The sequence below is a fragment of the Enterobacter sp. 4974935 genome (genome assembly GCF_058661735.1).
The window spans coordinates 4,165,744-4,187,478 of the sequence record NZ_JBZWGT010000003.1 but is presented as its reverse complement, the minus strand read 5'-3'; the positions used below and the strand labels follow the sequence as shown (position 1 = coordinate 4,187,478).

Annotated in this window: 19 protein-coding genes and 4 tRNA genes; 18 read left to right on the top strand and 5 right to left on the bottom strand. The window is 56.7% G+C overall.

Annotated features, from left to right (window positions below; translation table 11 throughout):
• From wzxE to AC4OVS_RS21215, 9 genes are all read left to right on the top strand, one after another.
• The gene (gene wzxE / locus AC4OVS_RS21255) at positions 1 to 1,251 is read left to right on the top strand and encodes a lipid III flippase WzxE (RefSeq protein ID WP_023299037.1); all 1,251 of its coding nucleotides are present in this window, start codon (positions 1 to 3) and stop codon (positions 1,249 to 1,251) included.
• On the top strand, positions 1,248 to 2,327 hold the full coding sequence (locus tag AC4OVS_RS21250; RefSeq protein ID WP_491922693.1) for a TDP-N-acetylfucosamine:lipid II N-acetylfucosaminyltransferase: 1,080 nt from the start codon (positions 1,248 to 1,250) through the stop codon (positions 2,325 to 2,327). The genes wzxE and AC4OVS_RS21250 overlap by 4 nt, the downstream gene beginning before the upstream one ends.
• Positions 2,324 to 3,676, top strand: coding sequence for an ECA oligosaccharide polymerase (gene wzyE, locus AC4OVS_RS21245; RefSeq protein WP_017693948.1), 1,353 nt, complete (start codon positions 2,324 to 2,326; stop codon positions 3,674 to 3,676). The genes AC4OVS_RS21250 and wzyE overlap by 4 nt, the downstream gene beginning before the upstream one ends.
• 12 nt (positions 3,677 to 3,688) lie before the next feature.
• Positions 3,689 to 4,429, top strand: a complete 741-nt coding sequence (gene wecG, locus AC4OVS_RS21240; protein ID WP_023305224.1) for a lipopolysaccharide N-acetylmannosaminouronosyltransferase — start codon at positions 3,689 to 3,691, stop codon at positions 4,427 to 4,429.
• 197 nt (positions 4,430 to 4,626) lie between these two features.
• The gene (gene thrP, locus AC4OVS_RS21235; RefSeq protein WP_045308202.1) at positions 4,627 to 6,012 is read left to right on the top strand and encodes a bifunctional threonine/serine APC transporter ThrP; all 1,386 of its coding nucleotides are present in this window, start codon (positions 4,627 to 4,629) and stop codon (positions 6,010 to 6,012) included.
• A 102-nt stretch (positions 6,013 to 6,114) separates the two neighbouring features.
• Positions 6,115 to 6,191: transfer RNA gene (locus AC4OVS_RS21230), tRNA-Arg, on the top strand.
• Positions 6,192 to 6,258: 67 nt separating this feature from the next.
• Positions 6,259 to 6,334 (top strand) — tRNA-His (locus AC4OVS_RS21225).
• A gap of 21 nt (positions 6,335 to 6,355) precedes the next feature.
• Positions 6,356 to 6,442, top strand: a tRNA-Leu gene (locus tag AC4OVS_RS21220).
• 44 nt (positions 6,443 to 6,486) lie between these two features.
• Positions 6,487 to 6,563 (top strand) — tRNA-Pro (locus AC4OVS_RS21215).
• 539 nt (positions 6,564 to 7,102) lie between these two features.
• Here the strand turns inward: AC4OVS_RS21215 and hemY are convergent.
• The 4 genes from hemY to hemC are packed head-to-tail and all read right to left on the bottom strand — an operon-like array spanning position 7,103 to position 11,197.
• The gene (gene hemY / locus AC4OVS_RS21210) at positions 7,103 to 8,302 is read right to left on the bottom strand and encodes a protoheme IX biogenesis protein HemY (protein WP_032622057.1); all 1,200 of its coding nucleotides are present in this window, start codon (positions 8,300 to 8,302) and stop codon (positions 7,103 to 7,105) included.
• A gap of 2 nt (positions 8,303 to 8,304) precedes the next feature.
• Positions 8,305 to 9,498 (bottom strand): uroporphyrinogen-III C-methyltransferase, encoded by a 1,194-nt coding sequence (gene hemX / locus AC4OVS_RS21205; protein WP_022646657.1) that lies wholly within the window; start codon positions 9,496 to 9,498, stop codon positions 8,305 to 8,307.
• 20 nt (positions 9,499 to 9,518) lie between these two features.
• Positions 9,519 to 10,259: a uroporphyrinogen-III synthase gene (gene hemD / locus AC4OVS_RS21200; RefSeq protein WP_491922692.1), complete on the bottom strand. Its 741-nt coding sequence runs from the start codon at positions 10,257 to 10,259 to the stop codon at positions 9,519 to 9,521.
• Positions 10,256 to 11,197, bottom strand: coding sequence for a hydroxymethylbilane synthase (gene hemC, locus AC4OVS_RS21195; protein ID WP_046621712.1), 942 nt, complete (start codon positions 11,195 to 11,197; stop codon positions 10,256 to 10,258). Before hemC ends, hemD begins: the two co-directional genes overlap by 4 nt.
• 349 nt (positions 11,198 to 11,546) lie before the next feature.
• On the opposite strand from hemC, the gene cyaA reads away from it, so the two are divergent.
• A complete protein-coding gene (cyaA, locus tag AC4OVS_RS21190; protein WP_022646660.1) occupies positions 11,547 to 14,090 on the top strand; it encodes a class I adenylate cyclase in 2,544 nt (847 codons plus the stop codon).
• 231 nt (positions 14,091 to 14,321) lie between these two features.
• Here the strand turns inward: cyaA and cyaY are convergent, their stop codons facing one another.
• Positions 14,322 to 14,642, bottom strand: a complete 321-nt coding sequence (gene cyaY, locus AC4OVS_RS21185) for an iron donor protein CyaY (protein WP_006812374.1) — start codon at positions 14,640 to 14,642, stop codon at positions 14,322 to 14,324.
• Between the two features lie 135 nt (positions 14,643 to 14,777).
• Between cyaY and lptM the strand changes: the two genes are divergently transcribed.
• The 8 genes from lptM (at position 14,778) to corA (ending at position 21,709) form a co-directional block, all read left to right on the top strand.
• Positions 14,778 to 14,981 (top strand): LPS translocon maturation chaperone LptM, encoded by a 204-nt coding sequence (gene lptM / locus AC4OVS_RS21180; protein ID WP_006812373.1) that lies wholly within the window; start codon positions 14,778 to 14,780, stop codon positions 14,979 to 14,981.
• A gap of 35 nt (positions 14,982 to 15,016) precedes the next feature.
• Positions 15,017 to 15,841 (top strand): diaminopimelate epimerase, encoded by an 825-nt coding sequence (gene dapF, locus AC4OVS_RS21175; RefSeq protein ID WP_023299045.1) that lies wholly within the window; start codon positions 15,017 to 15,019, stop codon positions 15,839 to 15,841.
• Positions 15,838 to 16,545 carry a DUF484 domain-containing protein gene (locus AC4OVS_RS21170; protein ID WP_023295731.1) on the top strand — a complete coding sequence of 236 codons (708 nt, stop codon included), beginning with the start codon at positions 15,838 to 15,840 and terminating at the stop codon, positions 16,543 to 16,545. The genes dapF and AC4OVS_RS21170 overlap by 4 nt, the downstream gene beginning before the upstream one ends.
• Positions 16,542 to 17,444, top strand: coding sequence for a tyrosine recombinase XerC (gene xerC / locus AC4OVS_RS21165; RefSeq protein WP_491922691.1), 903 nt, complete (start codon positions 16,542 to 16,544; stop codon positions 17,442 to 17,444). The genes AC4OVS_RS21170 and xerC overlap by 4 nt, the downstream gene beginning before the upstream one ends.
• On the top strand, positions 17,444 to 18,160 hold the full coding sequence (gene yigB, locus AC4OVS_RS21160; protein WP_022646664.1) for a 5-amino-6-(5-phospho-D-ribitylamino)uracil phosphatase YigB: 717 nt from the start codon (positions 17,444 to 17,446) through the stop codon (positions 18,158 to 18,160). Before xerC ends, yigB begins: the two co-directional genes overlap by 1 nt.
• 79 nt (positions 18,161 to 18,239) lie before the next feature.
• The gene (gene uvrD, locus AC4OVS_RS21155) at positions 18,240 to 20,402 is read left to right on the top strand and encodes a DNA helicase II (RefSeq protein ID WP_017383586.1); all 2,163 of its coding nucleotides are present in this window, start codon (positions 18,240 to 18,242) and stop codon (positions 20,400 to 20,402) included.
• A 149-nt stretch (positions 20,403 to 20,551) separates the two neighbouring features.
• Positions 20,552 to 20,608, top strand: a complete 57-nt coding sequence (gene ysgD, locus AC4OVS_RS21150; RefSeq protein WP_212743980.1) for a YsgD/CorL family protein — start codon at positions 20,552 to 20,554, stop codon at positions 20,606 to 20,608.
• A 150-nt stretch (positions 20,609 to 20,758) separates the two neighbouring features.
• On the top strand, positions 20,759 to 21,709 hold the full coding sequence (gene corA, locus AC4OVS_RS21145) for a magnesium/cobalt transporter CorA (protein ID WP_003860807.1): 951 nt from the start codon (positions 20,759 to 20,761) through the stop codon (positions 21,707 to 21,709).
• Positions 21,710 to 21,735: the final 26 nt, after the last annotated feature.

Here is a 21,735-nt window from a genome sequence, read left to right as displayed (position 1 = left end):
ATGTCTCTGGCAAAAGCGTCGGTGTGGACGGCAGCGTCCACGCTAGTAAAAATTGGCGCCGGGTTACTGGTCGTCAAGCTGCTGGCCGTCTCATTTGGTCCGTCAGGCGTTGGGCTGGCAGGGAACTTCCGCCAGCTGGTCACGGTGCTTGGCGTGCTGGCAGGTGCCGGGATATTCAATGGCGTCACCAAATACGTCGCGCAGCATCATGACGATGCCGAAAAGCTTCGCACGGTGGTGGGCACCTCCTCTGCTATGGTGCTGGGCTTCTCTACGTTGCTGGCCATCGTCTTTTTGCTGGCGGCGGCACCTGTTAGTCAGGGACTGTTCGGACACACGCACTATCAGGGACTGGTGCGCCTGGTGGCGTTCGTTCAGATGGGCATCGCCTGGGCGAACCTGCTGCTGGCGCTGATGAAAGGCTTCCGTGATGCCGCCGGGAATGCGCTGGCGCTGATCCTCGGCAGCATCATCGGCGTTATCGCCTACTACTTTTGCTATCGACTGGGCGGCTATGAAGGCGCGCTGCTGGGGCTGGCGCTGGTGCCTGCGCTCGTTGTCATTCCGGCAGCGTTTATGCTGATGCGCAGAGGCAATGTCCCGCTGAGTTACCTGAAACCGCAGTGGGACAAGATGCTGGCGGGGCAGCTAGGAAAGTTTACCCTGATGGCGCTCATCACTTCGGTAACGCTTCCCGTGGCTTACGTGATGATGCGAAACCTGCTGGCAGCGCATTACAGCTGGGATGAAGTGGGGATCTGGCAGGGCGTGAGCAGCATTTCAGATGCTTACCTCCAATTTATTACGGCTTCCTTTAGCGTCTATTTGCTGCCAACCTTATCGCGCCTGACGTCCAGGCAGGATATTACCCGCGAGATTTTTCGCGCCCTGCGTTTCGTGTTGCCGGCGGTTGCGATCGCCAGCTTTACCGTCTGGTTACTGCGTGATTTCGCCATCTGGCTGCTGTTTTCGGCGAAGTTTACCGCCATGCGCGATCTGTTTGCCTGGCAACTGGTCGGCGATGTGCTGAAAGTGGGGGCATACGTTTTCGGCTATCTGGTGATTGCGAAGGCTTCGCTGCGGTTGTATATCCTGGCAGAGATCGGCCAGTTTGCGCTGCTAACGGCATTTTCTCACTGGCTGATCCCCACCCACGGTGCGCTGGGGGCGGCGCAGGCCTATATGGCAACTTATATCGTTTATTTCGCTGCCTGTTGCGGCGTATTTTTACTTTGGCGTAAACGCGCATGACTGCACTGATACACATACTGGGATCGGATATCCCGCATCATAACCAGACCGTTCTGCGGTTCTTCAACGATGAACTGGCATCCGGCACGCCCGATGCGCGTGAGTTTATGGTCGTTGGATGCGATAACGGCCTGAGCGCGGCGTGTCCGGCATTGCATATCACCTTCTGGCCAGACAAAGCGGCGCTGACGAAGGCCGTGGTTGCTAAAGCCAAAGCGGATCGAAGCCAACGTTTCTTCTTCCATGGACAGTTCAATACCGGACTGTGGCTGGCGCTGTTAAACGGCGGGATCAAACCTTCTCAGTTCAGCTGGCATATCTGGGGAGCGGATCTCTACGAAGTCTCCCGTGGCTGGAAGTTCCGACTTTTCTATCCGCTGCGTCGTCTGGCGCAGGTGCGCGTGGGCTGCGTTTTTGCTACCCGAGGCGATCTCAACTATTTTGCTAAACAGCACCCGAAGGTTCGCGGGGAGCTGCTCTATTTCCCGACCCGTATGGATCCGGCGCTGAACACCATGGCGAATGACACGGTTCGAGAGGGCAAGCTGACCATCCTGGTGGGGAATTCCGGCGATCGCAGTAACGAGCATGTCGCGGCGCTGAGGGCGGTGCATCAGCAGTTTGGCGACACGGTGAACGTGGTGGTGCCGATGGGCTATCCCGCCAATAACGACGCCTACATCGATGAAGTTCGCCAGCAGGGGCTTGCGCTGTTTAGCGCAGAAAACCTGCACATTCTCAGCGATAAGCTGGAATTTGATGACTATCTCGCGCTGCTGCGAAAATGCGATCTGGGCTATTTCATCTTTGCCCGTCAGCAGGGGATTGGCACGCTGTGTCTGCTGATTCAGGCGGGCGTACCCTGCGTGCTCAACCGCGAAAACCCGTTCTGGCAGGACATGGCCGAGCAGCATATTCCGGTGCTGTTTACCTCTGACACGCTTAATGTCGAGGTGGTACGGGAAGCGCAGCGTCAGCTCACGCTGGTTGATAAAAATAGCATCGACTTTTTCAGCCCGAACTACCTCACGCCGTGGCACCGCGCGCTGCGTATTGCTTCAGGAGACAACGCATGAGCCAGTTGCAGTTTAGCGGCTTGCTGGTGGTCTGGCTGCTGAGCACGCTGTTTATCGCCACGCTCACCTGGTTTGAATTCCGGCGGGTACGTTTTAACTTCAACGTATTCTTCTCGCTGCTGTTTTTGCTGACCTTTTTCTTTGGCTTCCCGCTGACCAGCATCCTCGTGTTCCGCTTTGATGTTGGCGTCGCGCCGCCGGAAATCTTGTTGCAGGCGCTGCTCTCTGCGACCTGCTTCTACGCGGTGTACTACGTCACTTATAAAACGCGCCTGCGAGCGGCAAAAGACACCACCCCTCGTCGTCCGCTGTTTACCATGAACCGGGTAGAAACCCATTTGACGTGGGTTATGCTGATGACTATCGCCCTCGTTAGCGTGGCGATTTTCTTCATGCATAACGGCTTTTTACTGTTTAAGTTGCAGTCCTATAGCCAGATTTTCTCCGCCGAAGTCTCCGGCGTCGCGCTCAAGCGTTTCTTCTATTTCTTTATCCCGGCGATGCTGGTGGTCTTTTTCCTGCGTCAGGACAGCAAAGCCTGGCTGTTCTTCCTGGTCAGCACCGTCGCATTTGGCATTCTGACCTACATGATCGTCGGCGGCACCCGCGCCAACATCATTATCGCCTTCGCGATTTTCCTGTTTATCGGCATTATTCGCGGCTGGATCTCGCTGTGGATGCTGGCGGCGGCAGGCGTCTTTGGCATTGTGGGGATGTTCTGGCTTGCGCTGAAGCGCTACGGGCTGAACGTGGCCGGCGACGAAGCGTTTTACACCTTCCTGTATCTGACGCGCGACACCTTCTCGCCGTGGGAAAACCTGGCATTACTGCTGCAAAACTACGACAAGATCGAATTCCAGGGACTGGCGCCGATTGTTCGCGATTTCTATGTCTTTATACCGACGTGGCTGTGGCCCGATCGTCCCGGCATTGTCCTGAACACGGCGAACTACTTCACCTGGGAAGTGCTGAACAACCATTCGGGTCTGGCGATTTCCCCAACCCTGATTGGCTCGCTGGTAGTGATGGGCGGAACGTGGTTTATCCTGCCTGGCGCGATCGCGGTAGGGCTGATAATAAAATGGTTCGACTGGCTATATACGCTGGGTAACGAAGAGACCAACCGCTACAAAGCCGCTGTTTTGCACAGTTTCTGTTTCGGTGCCATTTTCAATATGATCGTTCTGGCGCGCGAGGGGCTGGATTCATTCGTCTCACGCGTGGTGTTCTTTATGGTCGTTTTCGGACTCTGTCTGCTGCTGGCAAAACTGCTGTACTGGTTGTTTGACAGTGCAGGGCTTGTGCACAGACGTGAGCCACAGGGCAGCACAACGCTGTCGCAAGTCTGAGTAGGGATTATCATGACGGATACAACTTCAGCCCCGCGTTATGCGCTGCGCGGGCTACAGCTGATTGGCTGGCGTGACATGCAGCACGCGCTGGATTTTCTGTTCGCGGACGGGCAGATGAAGTCGGGCACGCTGGTGGCCATCAACGCAGAAAAAATGCTGGCGGTTGAAGATAATGTGGAAGTGAAAAGCCTGATTGAAGCCGCGGAGTTTAAATACGCAGACGGTATTAGCGTGGTGCGTTCAATTCGTAAAAAGTTTCCAGACGCTAATGTGTCTCGCGTGGCGGGTGCTGACCTTTGGGAGCGGCTTATGGAGCGCGCAGGCGCTGAAGGCACGCCGGTATTTTTGATCGGCGGCAAGCCAGAGGTGCTGGCGCAGACCGAACAAAAGCTGCGTAACCAGTGGAATGTTAACATAGTGGGCAGCCAGGATGGCTATTTCAGGCCGGAAGATCGCCTGGCGTTATATGAGCGCGTGCGCGACAGCGGGGCGAAAATTGTCACTGTCGCTATGGGGTCGCCGCGCCAGGAAATACTGATGCGCGATTGCCGTCTGGTCAGCCCGGATGCGCTTTATATGGGCGTTGGCGGCACCTACGACGTCTTTACCGGCCACGTTAAGCGTGCGCCCAAAGTCTGGCAAAATCTGGGGCTGGAGTGGCTCTACCGCCTGCTCTCCCAACCGACGCGTATAAAACGACAGATTCGCCTTCTGCGCTACCTTGCCTGGCACTACACCGGGAAAATGTAATCAATATGCAGCGCGATCTGCTGTTCGCGCTGCAACGCCCCCCGCAAAACTGCTGAGTTTATGTGCAATGCATTCATTTTTTTAATGCATTGTTTGCCATTTGCCAGAATTTAAGAAACCATTCGCTCCGTATTTCAGTACCCCTCAAAACAATACCCGGCAACAAGTCGGGAAACAGCAAACACAACCGAGGAATTATGGCAGAGAAAAAACCGGAGCTTCAGCGTGGGCTGGAAGCTCGACATATTGAACTGATCGCGCTGGGCGGGACTATCGGCGTTGGCCTGTTTATGGGCTCGGCAAGCACGCTGAAGTGGGCGGGGCCTTCCGTCCTGCTGGCGTATATTATTGCCGGACTGTTCGTCTTCTTCATCATGCGCTCAATGGGCGAAATGCTGTTTCTGGAGCCGGTGACGGGCTCTTTCGCCGTTTACGCCCACCGGTATATGAGCCCGTTCTTTGGTTATCTCACGGCCTGGTCGTACTGGTTTATGTGGATGGCCGTGGGGATTTCGGAGATCACCGCCATCGGGGTCTACGTGCAGTTCTGGTTCCCGGAGATGGCCCAGTGGATACCCGCGCTTATTGCCGTAGGGCTGGTGGCGCTGGCGAACCTTGCCGCCGTTCGTCTTTACGGCGAAATCGAGTTCTGGTTTGCGATGATCAAAGTCACCACCATCATCGTGATGATTGTCGTTGGCCTTGGGGTCATCTTCTTTGGCTTCGGTAACGGCGGGCACGCTATCGGTTTTGGTAACCTGACCGGGCACGGCGGCTTCTTTGCGGGCGGCTGGAAGGGCTTTCTGACGGCGCTCTGTATCGTTGTCGCCTCCTATCAGGGCGTTGAGCTGATCGGCATTACCGCAGGTGAGGCGAAAAACCCGCAGGTCACGCTGCGTAGCGCGGTAGGCAAGGTACTGTGGCGTATCCTGATTTTCTATGTGGGCGCGATCTTCGTTATCGTGACCATTTTCCCATGGAACGAGATCGGCACCACCGGCAGCCCGTTTGTCTTAACCTTCGCTAAGATTGGCATCACGGCGGCAGCCGCCATTATCAACTTTGTGGTGCTGACGGCGGCGCTCTCCGGCTGTAACAGCGGAATGTACAGCTGTGGGCGTATGCTTTACGCGCTCTCGCAAAACAAACAGCTGCCGGCGATGATGGGTAAAGTCTCCCGCGTGGGTGTACCGGTGGCGGGCGTAGCGGTGTCGATTGTGATTCTGCTGATTGGCTCTTGCCTGAACTACATCATCCCGAATCCGCAGCGCGTGTTTGTTTATGTTTATAGCGCCAGCGTGCTGCCGGGGATGGTACCGTGGTTTGTCATTTTGATTAGCCAGCTGCGTTTCCGACAGGCGCACAAAGAAGCGATCGCCAGCCATCCATTCCGTTCCATTCTGTTCCCGTATGCGAACTATTTGACGATGGCGTTCCTGATTTGCGTATTAATTGGAATGTACTTTAATGAAGATACCCGCATGTCGCTGTTTGTCGGGATGATCTTCCTGGCTGCCGTCACAGCTGCATATAAACTTTTTGGCCTGGGTCGCCGTGGCTCCGCCCATAAAGTGGAGGAATAAGCGGCAAAATGTGCAAACCATAACCAAACGCGCATTTTTTTCAAAAAAGCACTAGACAGCGGGGTCGGAGGTACGTAATATCCAGCCCCGCAACGGCGCTAAGCGCCCGTAGCTCAGCTGGATAGAGCGCTGCCCTCCGGAGGCAGAGGTCTCAGGTTCGAATCCTGTCGGGCGCGCCATTTTAGTCCCGGCGCTAGAGCTGCGGTGGTCTGAGAAGTAGTCAGAACCGCGTGAAAGAATACAGTGGTGGCTATAGCTCAGTTGGTAGAGCCCTGGATTGTGATTCCAGTTGTCGTGGGTTCGAATCCCATTAGCCACCCCATTATTGAAAGAGTTGTGAATTGCGAAGGTGGCGGAATTGGTAGACGCGCTAGCTTCAGGTGTTAGTGTTCTTACGGACGTGGGGGTTCAAGTCCCCCCCCTCGCACCACGACTTTTAATGAGTTGAACTAAAAATTCAAAAAAGCAGTACATCGGCGAGTAGCGCAGCTTGGTAGCGCAACTGGTTTGGGACCAGTGGGTCGGAGGTTCGAATCCTCTCTCGCCGACCAATTTTGAACCCCGCTTCGGCGGGGTTTTTTGTTTTCTGCGCTTTTTCATCCTGTAGCCATTCCCCGACAACACTCTATATCCTTGTCGCGATTCAGCGACATATAAGCTGTTAATAATAAAGAATTTATTATTTTCTCTCTTAACCTGTCTCCTGGTGACGACAGATTGCCGCCCTTAGCGCGAGTTTGTATGGCGTAAGGCGCCTCTTAACAACATAATTTCCTTTTATCTTAAAATGTTGCGCGATGTAAAAGTTATGCGTGTAAACCTGGCACATTACATGCAATAATATGCGTGTAGATGCTCATTCCATCTCTTATGTTCGCCCTACGGCCTCATAAACTCAGGAATGACGCAGAGCCGTTTACGGTGCTTATCGTCCACTGACAGATGTCGCTTCGGCCTCATCAAACACCATGGACATAACGTTGAGTGAAGCACCAAATATGTTGTCTTACAGACCTGTTTTAACGCCTGCTTTTATAGCAGGCGTTTTTTTATGGGTACAAAAAAGGAGGCCATCTGGCCTCCTGGATAATTACTGCTGCGTTCCGTTATTGTGTAGCGTAAGCAGAAGCCCATCACGCCGCATGGCTGCGGCCTCTTCCGGCTTGTGCTGCTTGTCCAGCGAATCAGCAAGCCAGGCGTAATCAAATGCGTCCGGGCGTTGCTTCAGCGCAGCGCGGAAGGCGAGACTCGCCTCCTGCCACTCGCCGTGTTTCATCAAAGACTGGCCAAGCGTACTCCACAGCAGCGGACGATCGCCCACGGTTTTGATCTGCTGGCGCAGTGCTTTTTCTATTTGTTCCGGATTGTTGGTTTTCAGACGCGGGATGACCATCACCAGGCGGTCATCATACTGTCGCTTGAGACCGTCGAGAAGGATCTCCTGCGCGGTGTCATGGTCGTCACACTCAATCAGATGTTCTGCCATCGCCACCTGAAGGGGAACCTGCTGGCGCGTTTTGCGGCTCTGGTTTTTCCACCAGGTTTTCAGGCCGTCGCTGCCAAGATCGGCGCGCGCCTGATCCATCAGGCCAATCCAGGCCAGACGCTGAAGTTCATCACGATGTTCATCATCGCCCACGTCGGCTTTCGCCATGGAAGGGATAATGTCCAGCAGCGAACCCCAGGCACCTGTCCGAATGTATGCCTGCTCCGCAAGACGCAGCACTTCCGGATGACGAGGGGTGATTTCCAGCAGACGGTCAACGCCGTGACGTGCGGCATGGTTTTCATTGCGCGCCAGTTGCAGACGAACGCGGGTGATCTCAACCGGAATCGGATCCTTAGTTGAGAGCTCAGACGCGCGTTCGAGATGCTGATTGGCGCGGGCCTCATCGCCTCGCTGTTGCGCCGCCTCAGCGGCCAGCAGATAGTTAACAACCGGCTGTTCTGCATGGTCGGCATTTTTCGACATCAGCTTTTCAACCTGCTGATAGTCGCCTTCGGCCAGCTTCAGCAACGCTTGCTCGGTCTGCTTACGGGCGCGACGGCGCTTACGGCCAACGAACCAGCCGCGCGTGTGAACCCCGGTACGGAAAATCCGACGCAGGATCCATTCCACTGCCAGCAGGACGACCACACCCAGGATCAGGATGATCACCAGCCCTGTCACGCTGGTTTCGACGTTGTAGTTATCGGTCTGGATCAATACGTAACCCTGGTGACCCGCGAGCATCGGCCCCAGTACAATTCCGGCGATCAGCAGGATGAAGAGTAAGAAGACTTTTAGCATCATCACTCTCCTTGCGGCGCGCTTTCAGGCGCTGGCGCGGCGGCAGGTGCTTCAGCCGGGCGCTCTGCCGGAACGCCCGGCTGGGCCAGCAGGTTACGCACGCGCGTCTGCATGATCTTCTCCAGAATCGGCTGGCTTTCCAGCTTGTCCGGCACGTTCATGGTGATGTTTTGCTGGCTCAGCTTGTCGATATCCTCCAGGAACGCGGTCGTGGTTGCGTCATTGGTATCGTAGTAAGCACGTACCCAGGTTGAAACGTTATCCAGCGCCTGTTTGTAGGTCTCTTCCTGGTGACGTGGTACGGCCTGGGCAGCCACCAGCAGGCGGGAGCGAATGTTTTCGCGCAGATAGACATCCTGGTTCGGTGCCAGCAGCGGCACGGCGGTTTCATCGCGGCGGCGAATGGTAATAAAGCTGTCCATAAAGTTCTGCCAGCTCTTTTGCAGGTTGATACGCCATTCGCTCAGGGAGCTGGACAGCTCGGTACCGTCGGAATCCATCGGGGAGTCATCGTCGTTGTTATCGGCCAGTTGAAGGTTATCAATCTGGTTGGAGAGCTGATTTACCTTAAGGATGATACCGTCATAGTCGACCTGAGAAACCGCAGACAGGCTGGCGATATCTTCCGTAATAGCGCGGCGTGCGTTGATGAGGCTCGGATCGTTCATATCGGCCAGGCTTGCGTCGGCGCTTTTCAGCAGCGCGGCGGCGGTGGTGACATCCTGATCGCTCCAGAGCTTGCGCCCGGCCAGCTTCACCAGAAAATCGGCCTGTGAGAGCAGCCAGGTTTTGGCATCGGTTCCCGAAATCGTGGCGACTTTCTCCTGCACTTCGCTCAGCTGTTTGGTCAACTCTTCACGTTTGCTGTTCGCGTCGGCGAGGGCGGCAGCCTGCTGTTTGATCACGCCTTCCAGCTCAGCTTTTTGCGTCTCCTGCGCTTTCTGTAGGGCGGTGATTTGGTTAACCAGCGCGTCGCTGGTGGCCGTCTGGTTGGTGCCTTGTTTCTTCACCAGTCCGTAGAGACCCACGCCTGCGGCCAGCGCAATCGCGATGGCAATCACGCTCAGCGTGAGGCTGGTTTTATTGCTGCCGTTTTTCTTCTCAACGGTTTTGTCTGTCGTCTCTGGCTGTGACGTGGTGTCCACAGTCTCCCTGGTCTCTTCAACCACGGCGGAGGATTTTTCGTGTTCCGTCATTATGGCTTCCCATTTGAGAGTTATTGTAATGCGCGCAGCAGCGCATCGTTGTCGGCGTTATCAGCGATCCGAATATCCTGCCAGCCCAGTTCCCGGGCGTGGTTCGCCAGACGCTCGCTGACGACCAGAAGCCGACAGCGGAGTAACCAGTTTTCGCGATACCAAAGCGGAATCAGCGACCAAAGCTGTTGTAACATTTCACCGCTGGTAACCACCAGCGTATTAATGCCGCGCGCATGCCAGCGCATGGCTTCTTCCGCGCCATCATAGTGTTTCGCACAGCGCTGATAGCACTCCACAAACGTCACGTCTGCGCTGCGTTCGCGCAGCGTCTCGCCCAGCAGTTCGCGGCCACCGTTGCCGCGCAAAATGAGCGCACGCTTTCCGGCAATAGTTTGTAATTCAGGTAATTGTAGCAAGACTTCGCTGATTTCCCGATCTAACGGGTAACGAACATCGATTCCGCTCGCGGTATGTAAGGCCAGCGCCGTGGTGCGCCCGATGGCGAAATAGCGGGGTGCGTGGGGCCAGTTAACGCCCTGCTGTTGTAGCTGCGCATGGGCAAATTCCACGGCATGCTGCGATAGCGCAAAGAGCAGATCACCTTCCTGCAAGGCACGCATCTGGTCAGCGAGCGTAGGCAGCTCGCGACCGGGGGAGAATTCAATCAACGGAAAACTCCAGGCCACCTGCCCCAGTGCGCGCAGACGGCTCACTAACTGCTCTCCTGCGGGAGAAGGGCGGGTGACAAGTATGCTCATGCAGGGGGCTCTCCGTTATAGACCTCAGCCAGAATTTCACGCGCGCCATTACTCAGCAGCTCTTCCGCCAGCGATACGCCAAGCGCCTCGGCATCCTGCGGCTTGCCGCGACGTTCACCGCGAACCATCTGCGAGCCGTCCGGCGCGCCAACCAGCGCACGCAGCCACAGCTCACCGTCAGTTAATTCAGCATAGCTGCCAATTGGCACCTGACAGCCTCCTTCGAGGCGAGTATTCATCGCGCGCTCGGCTTTTACGCGAACGGCGGTATCGTCATGATTCAGCGGCGCGAGCAGTGCCTGAGTACGCGTATCATCCAGACGACACTCAATGCCGACGGCACCCTGGCCGACGGCGGGCAGCGACAGCTCCGGCGGCAACGCCACGCGAATACGTTCTTCCAGCCCCAGGCGTTTCAGGCCCGCAACCGCAAGAATAATGGCATCGTAGTCGCCGTTATCCAGCTTGCCAAGGCGTGTGCCGACGTTCCCGCGCAGCGAGCGAATCACCAGATCCGGACGACGTTCAGCCAACTGACACTGGCGGCGTAAACTTGACGTGCCGACCACGCTGCCTGCCGGCAACGCATCAAGCGAGTCATAGCGATTAGAGACAAACGCATCGCGCGGATCCTCGCGCTCGCAGATGGTCACCAGCCCCAGCCCTTCCGGGAACTCAACGGGCACGTCTTTCATCGAATGCACGGCGATATCGGCGCGGTTCTCAAGCAATGCCAGCTCCAGCTCTTTGACAAACAGACCCTTTCCGCCCACTTTGGCCAGCGGCGTATCAAGAATGACATCGCCACGCGTGACCATTGGCACCAGCTCAACGCGTAATCCGGTGTGGCAGGCTTCCAGGCGCTGCTTAACATAATGTGCCTGCCAGAGCGCAAGAGGACTTTGGCGTGTGGCAATTCTCAAAACATTGTCTAACATGCTTGTTACCGTCATTATCAATCGCTAACCATCCTAACATTGTTGACACTCGGATGGCAGTTTTACGGTTGATGAAGAGTGAGAGGGACAGGGCGGCGTTCGCGTCAGCCACCGCCGTATTCAGGAATTTACACGTACAGAACGGTGCTACACTTGTATGTAGCGCATCTTTCTTTACGGTCAACCGGCAAGGTGTTAAATTGATCACGTTTTAGACCATTTTTTCGTCTGTACCACCAGAAAAGAACAAGGCGAAAAAGGGTAACGGTTATTTTTTGAAATACTGCGGGTCCGCTGCTTGTTCTGTTTTGACTGGCGTGCGAAACCCGGAAACATCAGGCGATACGTCTTGTACCTCTATATTGAGACTCTGAAACAGAGACTGGATGCCATCAATCAATTGCGTGTGGATCGCGCGCTTGCTGCCATGGGCCCTGCTTTCCAGCAGGTATACAGTCTACTGCCGACATTGTTGCACTATCACCATCCGCTAATGCCGGGTTACCTCGATGGTAACGTTCCCCAGGGCATTTGCCTCTTCACGCCTGATGAAACCCAACAACACTATCTGACTGAACTTGAGCTTTACCGTGGTATGCCGCCGCAGGTTTCGCCGAAAGGCGAGCTGCCGATTACCGGGGTTTACTCCATGGGCAGCACGTCATCGGTTGGGCAAAGTTGTTCTTCTGACCTGGATATCTGGGTCTGCCATCAGTCCTGGCTCGACAATGAAGAGCGCCAGCTGTTGCAGCGTAAATGCAGTCTGCTGGAGAGCTGGGCGGCGTCGCTCGGCGTGGAAGTGAGCTTCTTCCTGATTGATGAAAACCGTTTCCGCCATAACGAAAGCGGCAGTCTGGGTGGTGAAGACTGCGGCTCGACTCAGCATATTCTGTTGCTGGATGAGTTTTACCGTACAGCGGTTCGCCTGGCCGGAAAACGTATTCTGTGGAATATGGTGCCGTGCGATGAAGAAGAGAATTATGACGACTACGTCATGTCGCTTTACTCGCAGGGCGTACTGACGCCAAACGAGTGGCTGGATCTGGGCGGTCTGAGCTCCCTGTCCGCCGAAGAGTACTTTGGTGCAAGCCTCTGGCAGCTCTATAAGAGCATTGATTCACCGTACAAAGCGGTGCTGAAAACCCTGCTGCTGGAAGCCTACTCCTGGGAATACCCCACCCCGCGTCTGCTGGCGAAAGATATTAAGCAGCGTCTGCACGATGGGGAGATCGTCTCCTACGGGCTTGATGCCTACTGCATGATGCTGGAACGCGTCACCGAATACCTGACGGCCATTGATGACGCCACGCGTCTTGACCTGGTGCGTCGATGTTTCTATCTCAAAGTCTGTGAAAAACTGAGCCGCGAGCGCGCCTGCGTTGGCTGGCGCCGTGAAGTGGTCAGCCAGTTAGTAAAAGAGTGGGGATGGGACGAAGCGCGTCTCGCCATGCTCGACAACCGCGCCAACTGGAAAATCGATCAGGTGCGCGAGGCGCACAACGAGCTGCTTGATGCGATGATGCAGAGCTACCGCAACCTGATCCGCTTTGCCCGCCGTAACAACCTTAGCGTTTCTGCCAGCCCACAGGATATCGGGGTGCTGACCCGTAAACTGTACGCCGCGTTTGAAGCGTTGCCGGGCAAGGTAACGCTGGTGAACCCACAGATTTCGCCTGACCTGTCTGAACCGAATCTGACCTTTATCTACGTGCCGCCGGGCCGCGCAAACCGCACCGGGTGGTATCTGTACAACCGTGCGCCAAGCATGGATTCGATCATCAGCCATCAGCCGCTGGAGTATAACCGCTACCTTAACAAGCTGGTGGCCTGGGCCTGGTTTAACGGCCTTCTCACCTCACGCACCCGGTTGTTTATCAAGGGCAACGAGGTGGTCGATTTAGCCAAATTGCAGGAGATGGTGGCGGATGTCTCGCACCACTTCCCACTGCGTCTGCCTGCGCCGACGCCAAAAGCGCTCTACAGCCCGTGTGAGATTCGCCATCTGGCGATCATCGTCAACCTGGAATACGACCCGACGGCGGCCTTCCGCAATCAGGTGGTTCACTTTGACTTCCGTAAGCTGGACGTCTTTAGCTTCGGTGAGCAGCAAAACTGCCTGGTGGGCAGCGTGGATCTGCTGTACCGCAACTCGTGGAACGAAGTGCGTACCCTGCACTTTAACGGCGAGCAGGCGATGATCGAGGCGCTGAAAACGATCCTCGGCAAGATGCATCAGGACGCCGCGCCGCCGGACAGCGTAGAGGTGTTCTGCTACAGCCAGCACCTTCGCGGCCTGATTCGTACCCGCGTGCAGCAGCTGGTGTCTGAGTGCATCGAATTGCGTCTTTCCAGCACCCGGAATGAAACCGGACGCTTTAAAGCGCTGCGCGTCTCCGGCCAGACCTGGGGGCTGTTCTTTGAGCGCCTGAACGTGTCGGTGCAGAAGCTGGAGAACGCCATTGAATTCTACGGCGCGATTTCACACAACAAACTGCATGGCCTGTCGGTTCAGGTGGAAACCAACCACGTTAAGCTGCCGCAGGTGGTGGATGGCTTTGCGAGTGAAGGGATTATTCAGTTCTTCTTCGAGGAGTCGGGCGATAACGCCGGGTTTAATATCTACATTCTGGATGAAACCAACCGTGCCGAGGTGTATCACCACTGTGAAGGCAGCAAAGAGGAGCTGGTGCGCGACGTCAGCCGGTTCTATTCATCCTCGCACGATCGCTTTACCTACGGCTCAAGCTTTATCAACTTCAACCTGCCGCAGTTCTACCAGATTGTGAATGTGGATGGACGAGCGCAGGTGATCCCGTTCCGTACGCAGGCGATTACCCCTGCGGTGCCCGCTAACCAGGAAACTGCGCCGCTGTTGCAGCAGTATTTCTCCTGAACCTTTTCGCCGGGTGGCGCTAACGCTTACCCGGCCTACGGTCCGAGCTGCTGTTGCGGTTGGCGCTAACGCTTACCCGGCCTACGGTCCGAGCTGCTTTTGCCGGGTGGCGCTAACGCTTACCCGGCCTACGGTCCGAGCCGCTGTTGCCGGTTGGCGCTCACGCTTACCCGGCCTACGATTCGAGCCGTTGTAGGCCCGGTAAGGCGTAGCCGCCACCGGGCAACAAAACTACCTGAAACTCACTGCCTCACCCGCCTGCGCCGTCGCCGCCTGCTCCAGCAGATCCCAGAACGTTTCGCCGCTGCGGTCGCAGACCCACTCGTCACCTTTCAGATCAAAGTGATAGCCGCCCTGTTTCGCCGCCAGCCACACCTGGTGAAGCGGCTCCTGACGGTTAATAATAATCTTGCTGCCGTTTTCGAAGCTTAAGGTCAGGATCCCGCCGTTGATTTCACAATCGATATCGCTGTCGCCGTCCCAGTCGTCGATACGCTCTTCGATGGTCATCCACAGGGTATCGGCAAGGCGATGAAATTCACTGTCGTTCATGGTTTTATTCCTGTTTTTCGTGATGGCGGCAGTATAACGCTAAATAATTCCCGTTGCAGGAAAGCGGCAAACTCTTGCTTTTGTGTCTTCTCCTGCGATGATAGAAACAGATTTGAACTTACGGGCAACCTCTACATGAAAAACGTCTTTCGAACGCTTGCCGTTCTTGTCACTCTGTTTAGCCTGACCGGCTGTGGACTGAAGGGACCACTGTACTTCCCGCCAGAGGATAAAAACGCACCACCGCCGACGAAACCGGTGCAAAGTGGTATCGAGTCATCTACGCCGGATACCAACGATCGCGGCAATAACGGCGGCCCGACTCAGGTCAATCTCTGACGATTACGTTCTGTACCCGCGCAATGGAGCAAATGATGCAGTTCTCTAAAATGCATGGCCTTGGCAACGACTTTATGGTCGTCGACGCGGTAACGCAGAATGTCTTTTTCTCCCCGGAACTGATCCGTCGTCTGGCGGATCGGCACGTGGGCGTGGGTTTTGACCAGCTGCTGGTGGTGGAGCCGCCTTACGATCCTGACCTGGACTTCCACTATCGCATTTTTAACGCCGACGGCAGCGAAGTTTCCCAGTGCGGCAACGGCGCGCGCTGTTTTGCCCGCTTTGTTCGGCTGAAAGGGCTGACCAACAAGCGCGATATCCGCGTCAGCACCGCCAATGGCCGGATGGTGCTCAGCGTCACCGACGACGAACTGGTGCGCGTGAACATGGGCGAGCCGAACTTCGAACCCGCTGCCGTGCCGTTTCGCGCCAACAAAGCGGAAAAGACCTATATTATGCGTGCCGCCGAGCAGACAGTATTGTGCGGCGTCGTCTCGATGGGTAACCCGCACTGCGTGATTCAGGTAGATGATGTGCAAACTGCGGCGGTTGAAACGCTCGGCCCGGTGCTGGAAAGCCACGAGCGCTTCCCGGAGCGGGCGAACATCGGTTTCATGCAGGTGGTGAAGCGTGAACACATTCGCCTGCGGGTTTACGAGCGCGGCGCGGGCGAAACCCAGGCCTGCGGAAGCGGTGCCTGTGCGGCGGTGGCCGTCGGTATCTCGCAGGGGTTACTGGCGGAAGAGGTTCGCGTGGAATTACCGGGCGGGCGTCTTGATATCGCCTGGAAAGGAGCGGGTCATCCACTGTACATGACTGGCCCGGCGACACATGTTTATGACGGGTTTATCCATCTATGAAGCAACCAGGGGAAGAACTGCGGGAACCTGTAACGGAGCTGGACGACAGCGCTGTGGTGGATTACCTGCTGCACAATCCTGAGTTTTTTATCCGCAATGCACGCGTCGTCGAAAGGATGCGCGTGCCGCATCCGGTTCGCGAGACCGTGTCGCTGGTTGAATGGCACATGGCGCGCTCGCGCAACCACATCAATCAGCTCGAAGAGAACATGACGCTGCTGATGGAGCAGGCCAGCAATAACGAAAGCCTGTTCTATCGTCTTCTGCACCTTCAGGCGCGTCTGGCTTCCGCGCACAGTCTCGAAGAGTTCCTCAACCGCTTCCACCGCTGGGCGCGCGAGCTGGGGCTGGCAGGCGCGACGATCCGTCTCTTTCCCGACCGCTGGCGCATTGGCGCGCCGTCCGGGTTTACCCATCTGGCGCTGAGCCGTCAGGCGTTTGAACCGCTGCGCATTCAGCGTCTGGGCCATGAGCACCACTATCTGGGGCCGCTTAACGGGCCAGAACTGCTGGTGGTGCTGCCGGAAGCCAAAGCTATCGGCTCGGTGGCGATGTCGCTGATGGGGCGCGATGGTGACCTGGGCGTGATGTTATTTACCAGCCGCGACGCGCATCATTATGAACAGGGGCAGGGCACGCAACTGTTGCAGGAGATCGCCCTGATGCTGCCTGAGCTGCTGGAGCGCTGGATTGAGCGCGTATGACGGACGGACTGCTCGCCACTGACGTCACCCGTTTTCTGCGCTATCTTGGCGTAGAACGCCAGCTTAGCCCTATTACGCTGCTCAACTATCAGCGTCAGCTTGATGCCATCATGCAGATTGCCGATGAAATCGGCCTGAAAAGCTGGCAACAATGTGACGCCGCCACGGTTCGCGGCTTCGTTGTGCGTAGCCGTAAAAAAAACTTAAGCCCGGCGAGCCTGGCGCTCCGGCTCTCAGCCCTGCGCAGTTTCTTCGACTGGCTGGTCAGCCAGGGCGGTCTGAAAGCCAACCCGGCAAAAGGGATCGCCACGCCAAAGGCCCCGCGTCATCTGCCGAAAAATATCGACGTCGACGACGTAAACCGCCTGCTGAATATCGATCTTAACGATCCGCTGGCCGTGCGCGACCGTGCGATGCTGGAGGTGATGTACGGCGCGGGCCTGCGTCTCTCTGAGCTGGTGAACCTCGACTTAAAGCACCTCGATCTGGAATCTGGCGAAGTGTGGGTGATGGGCAAAGGCAGCAAAGAGCGCCGCCTGCCGATCGGCCGCAATGCGGTTTCCTGGATTGAGCACTGGCTGGATCTGCGCGGTCTGTTTGGCGCGGAAGAGGATGCGCTGTTCCTGTCGAAGCTCGGCAAGCGGATCTCGGCGCGTAACGTGCAGAAGCGCTTTGCGGAGTGGGGCATTAAGCAGGGGCTGAACAGCCACGTTCACCCGCATAAGCTGCGCCACTCTTTTGCGACGCACATGCTGGAATCAAGCGGCGACCTGCGCGGCGTACAGGAGCTGCTTGGTCACGCGAATCTGTCGACCACCCAAATCTATACCCACTTAGACTTCCAACACCTTGCCTCGGTGTATGACGCGGCGCATCCACGCGCCAAACGGGGGAAATAATGCGTTTTTACCGCCCACTCGGTCAGATCTCAGCCCTGACGTTTGATCTTGATGACACCCTTTACGACAACCGCCCAGTGATCCTGCGTACCGAGCAGGAGTCGCTGGCGTTTGTGCAGAACTACCATCCTGCGCTGAAAGCGATCCAGAACAAAGAGTTCCAGAAGCTGCGTCAGTCCCTGCGGGAAACCGAGCCGGAAATTTATCATGACGTGACCGAATGGCGCCGCCGTGCGGTTGAGCAGGCGATGCTCAATGCCGGCCTGAGCGCGCAGGACGCGGCCATGGGTGCTGAAGCGGCCATGGAAAACTTCGCCAAATGGCGCAGCCGAATCGACGTGCCGCAGGAGACCCACGACACGCTGGCGAAGCTCGCCGAAAAGTGGCCGCTGGTCGCCATTACCAACGGCAACGCTCAGCCTGAACTGTTTGGTCTGGGGAACTATTTTCAGTTCGTGCTGCGCGCGGGCCCGCACGGACGCTCGAAGCCGTTCAACGATATGTATCATCTGGCGGCGGAAAAACTGGATTTGCCGCTCGGTGAGATCCTGCACGTGGGCGACGACCTGACCACGGACGTCGCCGGGGCGATCCGCTGCGGCATGCAGGCCTGCTGGATCAAGCCGGAAAATGCCGATCTGATGACTACCCCGGATAGCCGTCTTCTGCCGCACGTGGAAATTTCACGGTTGGCATCCCTCACGACGCTGATATAATCATCAATTGTTCTGTATAAATTAACAGGGTTTTGGCGAATGGAAACATTTGCCCGCCCGACATGACGTGACGGTGCCAATGGACGTTTCTTACCTGCTCGACAGCCTTAATGACAAACAGCGTGACGCGGTTGCCGCCTCGCGTACAAACCTGCTGGTACTGGCTGGAGCGGGCAGTGGTAAGACGCGCGTGCTGGTTCACCGTATCGCCTGGCTACAGAGCGTGGAGAACTGCTCGCCGTACTCGATTATGGCCGTGACGTTCACCAACAAGGCGGCGGCGGAGATGCGCCACCGTATCGCACAGCTGATGGGCACCAGCCAGGGCGGCATGTGGGTTGGCACCTTCCACGGCCTGGCGCACCGTCTGCTGCGCGCGCACCATATGGACGCTAACCTGCCGCAGGATTTCCAGATCCTCGACAGCGAAGATCAGCTGCGCTTACTGAAACGTCTGATCAAGGCGATGAACCTCGACGAGAAGCAGTGGCCGCCGCGTCAGGCGATGTGGTACATCAACGGTCAGAAAGACGAAGGGCTGCGTCCGCACCACATTCAAAGCTTCGGTAACCCGGTTGAGCAGACCTGGCAGAACGTCTACAAGGCCTATCAGGAAGCGTGCGATCGCGCCGGTCTGGTGGATTTCGCCGAACTGCTGCTGCGCGCCCACGAGCTGTGGCTCAACAAACCACATATCCTGCAACACTACCGTGAACGCTTCACCAACATTCTGGTGGACGAATTCCAGGATACCAACAACATTCAGTACGCGTGGATCCGCCTGCTGGCCGGGGATACCGGCAAGGTGATGATCGTGGGCGATGACGACCAGTCTATCTACGGCTGGCGCGGCGCGCAGGTGGAGAACATCCAGCGCTTTCTCAACGATTTCCCCGGCGCGCAAACCATCCGTCTGGAGCAGAACTACCGTTCTACCAGCAACATACTGAGCGCGGCCAACGCCCTGATTGAGAACAACAACGGGCGACTGGGTAAAAAGCTGTGGACCGATGGCGTCGACGGCGAACCGATTTCGATTTACTGCGCCTTCAACGAGCTCGACGAAGCCCGCTTCGTGGTGAACCGCATTAAAACCTGGCAGGAGAACGGCGGTGCGCTGGAGCAGTGTGCCATTCTCTATCGCAGCAACGCCCAGTCGCGCGTGCTGGAAGAGGCGCTGTTACAGGTGAGCATGCCGTACCGCATTTATGGCGGTATGCGCTTCTTCGAACGTCAGGAGATCAAAGATGCGCTCTCGTATTTGCGTCTGATTGCCAACCGTAACGACGATGCGGCGTTTGAGCGCGTGGTGAACACGCCGACGCGCGGCATCGGCGATCGTACGCTGGACGTGGTGCGTCAGGCCTCGCGCGATCGTCAGCTCACGCTATGGCAGGCATGCCGCGAGCTGTTACAGGAAAAAGCCCTCGCCGGGCGCGCCGCCAGCGCATTGCAGCGCTTCCTGGAGTTAATCGACGCGCTGGCGCAGGAAACGGCCGACATGCCGCTGCACGTCCAGACTGACCGGGTAATCAAAGATTCCGGCCTGCGCACCATGTACGAGCAGGAAAAAGGCGAGAAGGGCCAGACCCGTATTGAGAACTTAGAGGAGCTGGTGACGGCAACGCGCCAGTTCAGCTACAACGAAGAAGACGAAGACCTGATGCCGTTGCAGGCATTCCTCTCTCACGCCGCGCTGGAGGCGGGTGAAGGGCAGGCCGATACCTGGCAGGATGCGGTTCAGCTGATGACCCTGCACTCCGCGAAAGGTCTGGAGTTCCCGCAGGTGTTCATCGTCGGGATGGAAGAGGGGATGTTCCCGAGCCAGATGTCGCTGGATGAAGGCGGGCGTCTGGAAGAGGAGCGTCGTCTGGCCTACGTGGGTGTGACCCGTGCGATGCAGAAACTGACCCTGACCTACGCGGAAACCCGCCGCCTGTACGGGAAAGAAGTGTATCACCGTCCGTCGCGCTTTATCGGCGAACTGCCGGAAGAGTGTGTGGAAGAGGTGCGCCTGCGCGCCAGCATCAGCCGTCCGGTCAGTCATCAGCGTATGGGCTCGCCAATCTCTGAAACCGACACCGGTTACAAGCTGGGCCAGCGCGTGCGCCACTCGAAGTTTGGCGAAGGCACCATCGTCAACCTGGAAGGCAGCGGCGAGCACAGCCGTTTGCAGGTCGCGTTCCAGGGGCAGGGGATCAAATGGCTGGTGGCAGCCTATGCCAAGCTGGAAAGTGTGTAACTTTCAGAAAAATATCACTATTTTGTAATAATCTGCTAGCCTTATACGTTGAAGGTCAATTAATGCCCTTCAGCGTTCCGTTGCGTGTTGACGCCACAGTTATTGCTGGCGTAACATGCGCGCACGATTACGCTAAGAGGACATTCGCCTTGGACACACCCAGTAGATACTGGCTCAATTCCCTGTCATCCAGGAACAACTCCTAAGGCTATCTCCTCTTGCTGATGGCCTTAGTGGTTGTCAGCGACTGCATCATTCCCGTCGCGCTGAGTCAGGCTGTTTAATGGTCTGAAACCCAATTTGTTTCTGTGTGCCCACCGAACTGTCCGATATTTTTTGCATTGGGAGTCCCGGTCATGTTGAGCGCATTTCAACTCGAAAATAACCGACTGACTCGGCTTGAAGCCGAAGAGTCACAGCCCCTCATTGATGCCGTATGGGTGGATCTGGTCGAGCCGGACGACGATGAGCGCCTTCGCGTACAATCTGAACTGGGGCAAAGCCTGGCGACACGCCCGGAACTGGAAGACATCGAAGCATCCGCCCGTTTTTTTGAAGACGAAGACGGCCTGCACATTCACTCCTTCTTCTTCTTCGAAGATGCCGAAGACCACGCGGGGAACTCCACCGTGGCGTTTACCATCCGCGATGGCCGCCTGTTCACCCTGCGCGAGCGCGAACTGCCTGCGTTTCGTCTCTACCGCATGCGCGCCCGCAGCCAGGCGATGATGGACGGTAACGCCTATGAGCTGCTGCTGGATCTGTTCGAAACCAAAATCGAACAGCTGGCGGATGAAATCGAAAACATCTACAGCGACCTGGAAAAGCTGAGCCGCGTGATCATGGAAGGCCATCAGGGTGATGAGTACGACGAAGCGTTGTCCACGCTTGCAGAGCTGGAAGATATCGGCTGGAAGGTGCGTTTGTGTCTGATGGATACCCAGCGCGCGCTGAACTTCCTGGTTCGCAAGGCGCGTCTGCCGGGCGGTCAGCTGGAGCAGGCGCGTGAGATCTTACGCGATATCGAATCCCTGCTACCGCACAACGAATCCCTGTTCCAGAAGGTCAACTTCCTGATGCAGGCGGCAATGGGCTTTATCAACATCGAGCAGAACCGCATCATCAAGATCTTCTCGGTGGTTTCCGTGGTGTTCCTGCCGCCGACGCTGGTGGCATCCAGCTACGGGATGAACTTTGAGTTTATGCCGGAGCTGAAGTGGAGCTTTGGCTACCCGGGGGCGATTATCTTTATGATCCTCGCCGGGCTGGCGCCGTACCTGTACTTCAAGCGGAAGAACTGGTTGTAAAAATCAGGCGGGTGGCGCTGCGCTTA

Coding starts and splice junctions, on each gene's coding strand:
- hemX (WP_022646657.1), bottom strand. CDS start 9,498: ATGACGGAACACGAAAAATCCTCCGCCGTGGTTGAAGAGACCAGGGAG.
- wecG (WP_023305224.1), top strand. CDS start 3,689: ATGACGGATACAACTTCAGCCCCGCGTTATGCGCTGCGCGGGCTACAG.
- AC4OVS_RS21170 (WP_023295731.1), top strand. CDS start 15,838: ATGAAGCAACCAGGGGAAGAACTGCGGGAACCTGTAACGGAGCTGGAC.
- dapF (WP_023299045.1), top strand. CDS start 15,017: ATGCAGTTCTCTAAAATGCATGGCCTTGGCAACGACTTTATGGTCGTC.
- hemC (WP_046621712.1), bottom strand. CDS start 11,197: ATGTTAGACAATGTTTTGAGAATTGCCACACGCCAAAGTCCTCTTGCG.
- AC4OVS_RS21250 (WP_491922693.1), top strand. CDS start 1,248: ATGACTGCACTGATACACATACTGGGATCGGATATCCCGCATCATAAC.
- hemD (WP_491922692.1), bottom strand. CDS start 10,259: ATGAGCATACTTGTCACCCGCCCTTCTCCCGCAGGAGAGCAGTTAGTG.
- hemY (WP_032622057.1), bottom strand. CDS start 8,302: ATGCTAAAAGTCTTCTTACTCTTCATCCTGCTGATCGCCGGAATTGTA.
- lptM (WP_006812373.1), top strand. CDS start 14,778: ATGAAAAACGTCTTTCGAACGCTTGCCGTTCTTGTCACTCTGTTTAGC.
- cyaY (WP_006812374.1), bottom strand. CDS start 14,642: ATGAACGACAGTGAATTTCATCGCCTTGCCGATACCCTGTGGATGACC.
- uvrD (WP_017383586.1), top strand. CDS start 18,240: ATGGACGTTTCTTACCTGCTCGACAGCCTTAATGACAAACAGCGTGAC.
- wzxE (WP_023299037.1), top strand. CDS start 1: ATGTCTCTGGCAAAAGCGTCGGTGTGGACGGCAGCGTCCACGCTAGTA.
- wzyE (WP_017693948.1), top strand. CDS start 2,324: ATGAGCCAGTTGCAGTTTAGCGGCTTGCTGGTGGTCTGGCTGCTGAGC.
- yigB (WP_022646664.1), top strand. CDS start 17,444: ATGCGTTTTTACCGCCCACTCGGTCAGATCTCAGCCCTGACGTTTGAT.
- thrP (WP_045308202.1), top strand. CDS start 4,627: ATGGCAGAGAAAAAACCGGAGCTTCAGCGTGGGCTGGAAGCTCGACAT.
- corA (WP_003860807.1), top strand. CDS start 20,759: ATGTTGAGCGCATTTCAACTCGAAAATAACCGACTGACTCGGCTTGAA.
- xerC (WP_491922691.1), top strand. CDS start 16,542: ATGACGGACGGACTGCTCGCCACTGACGTCACCCGTTTTCTGCGCTAT.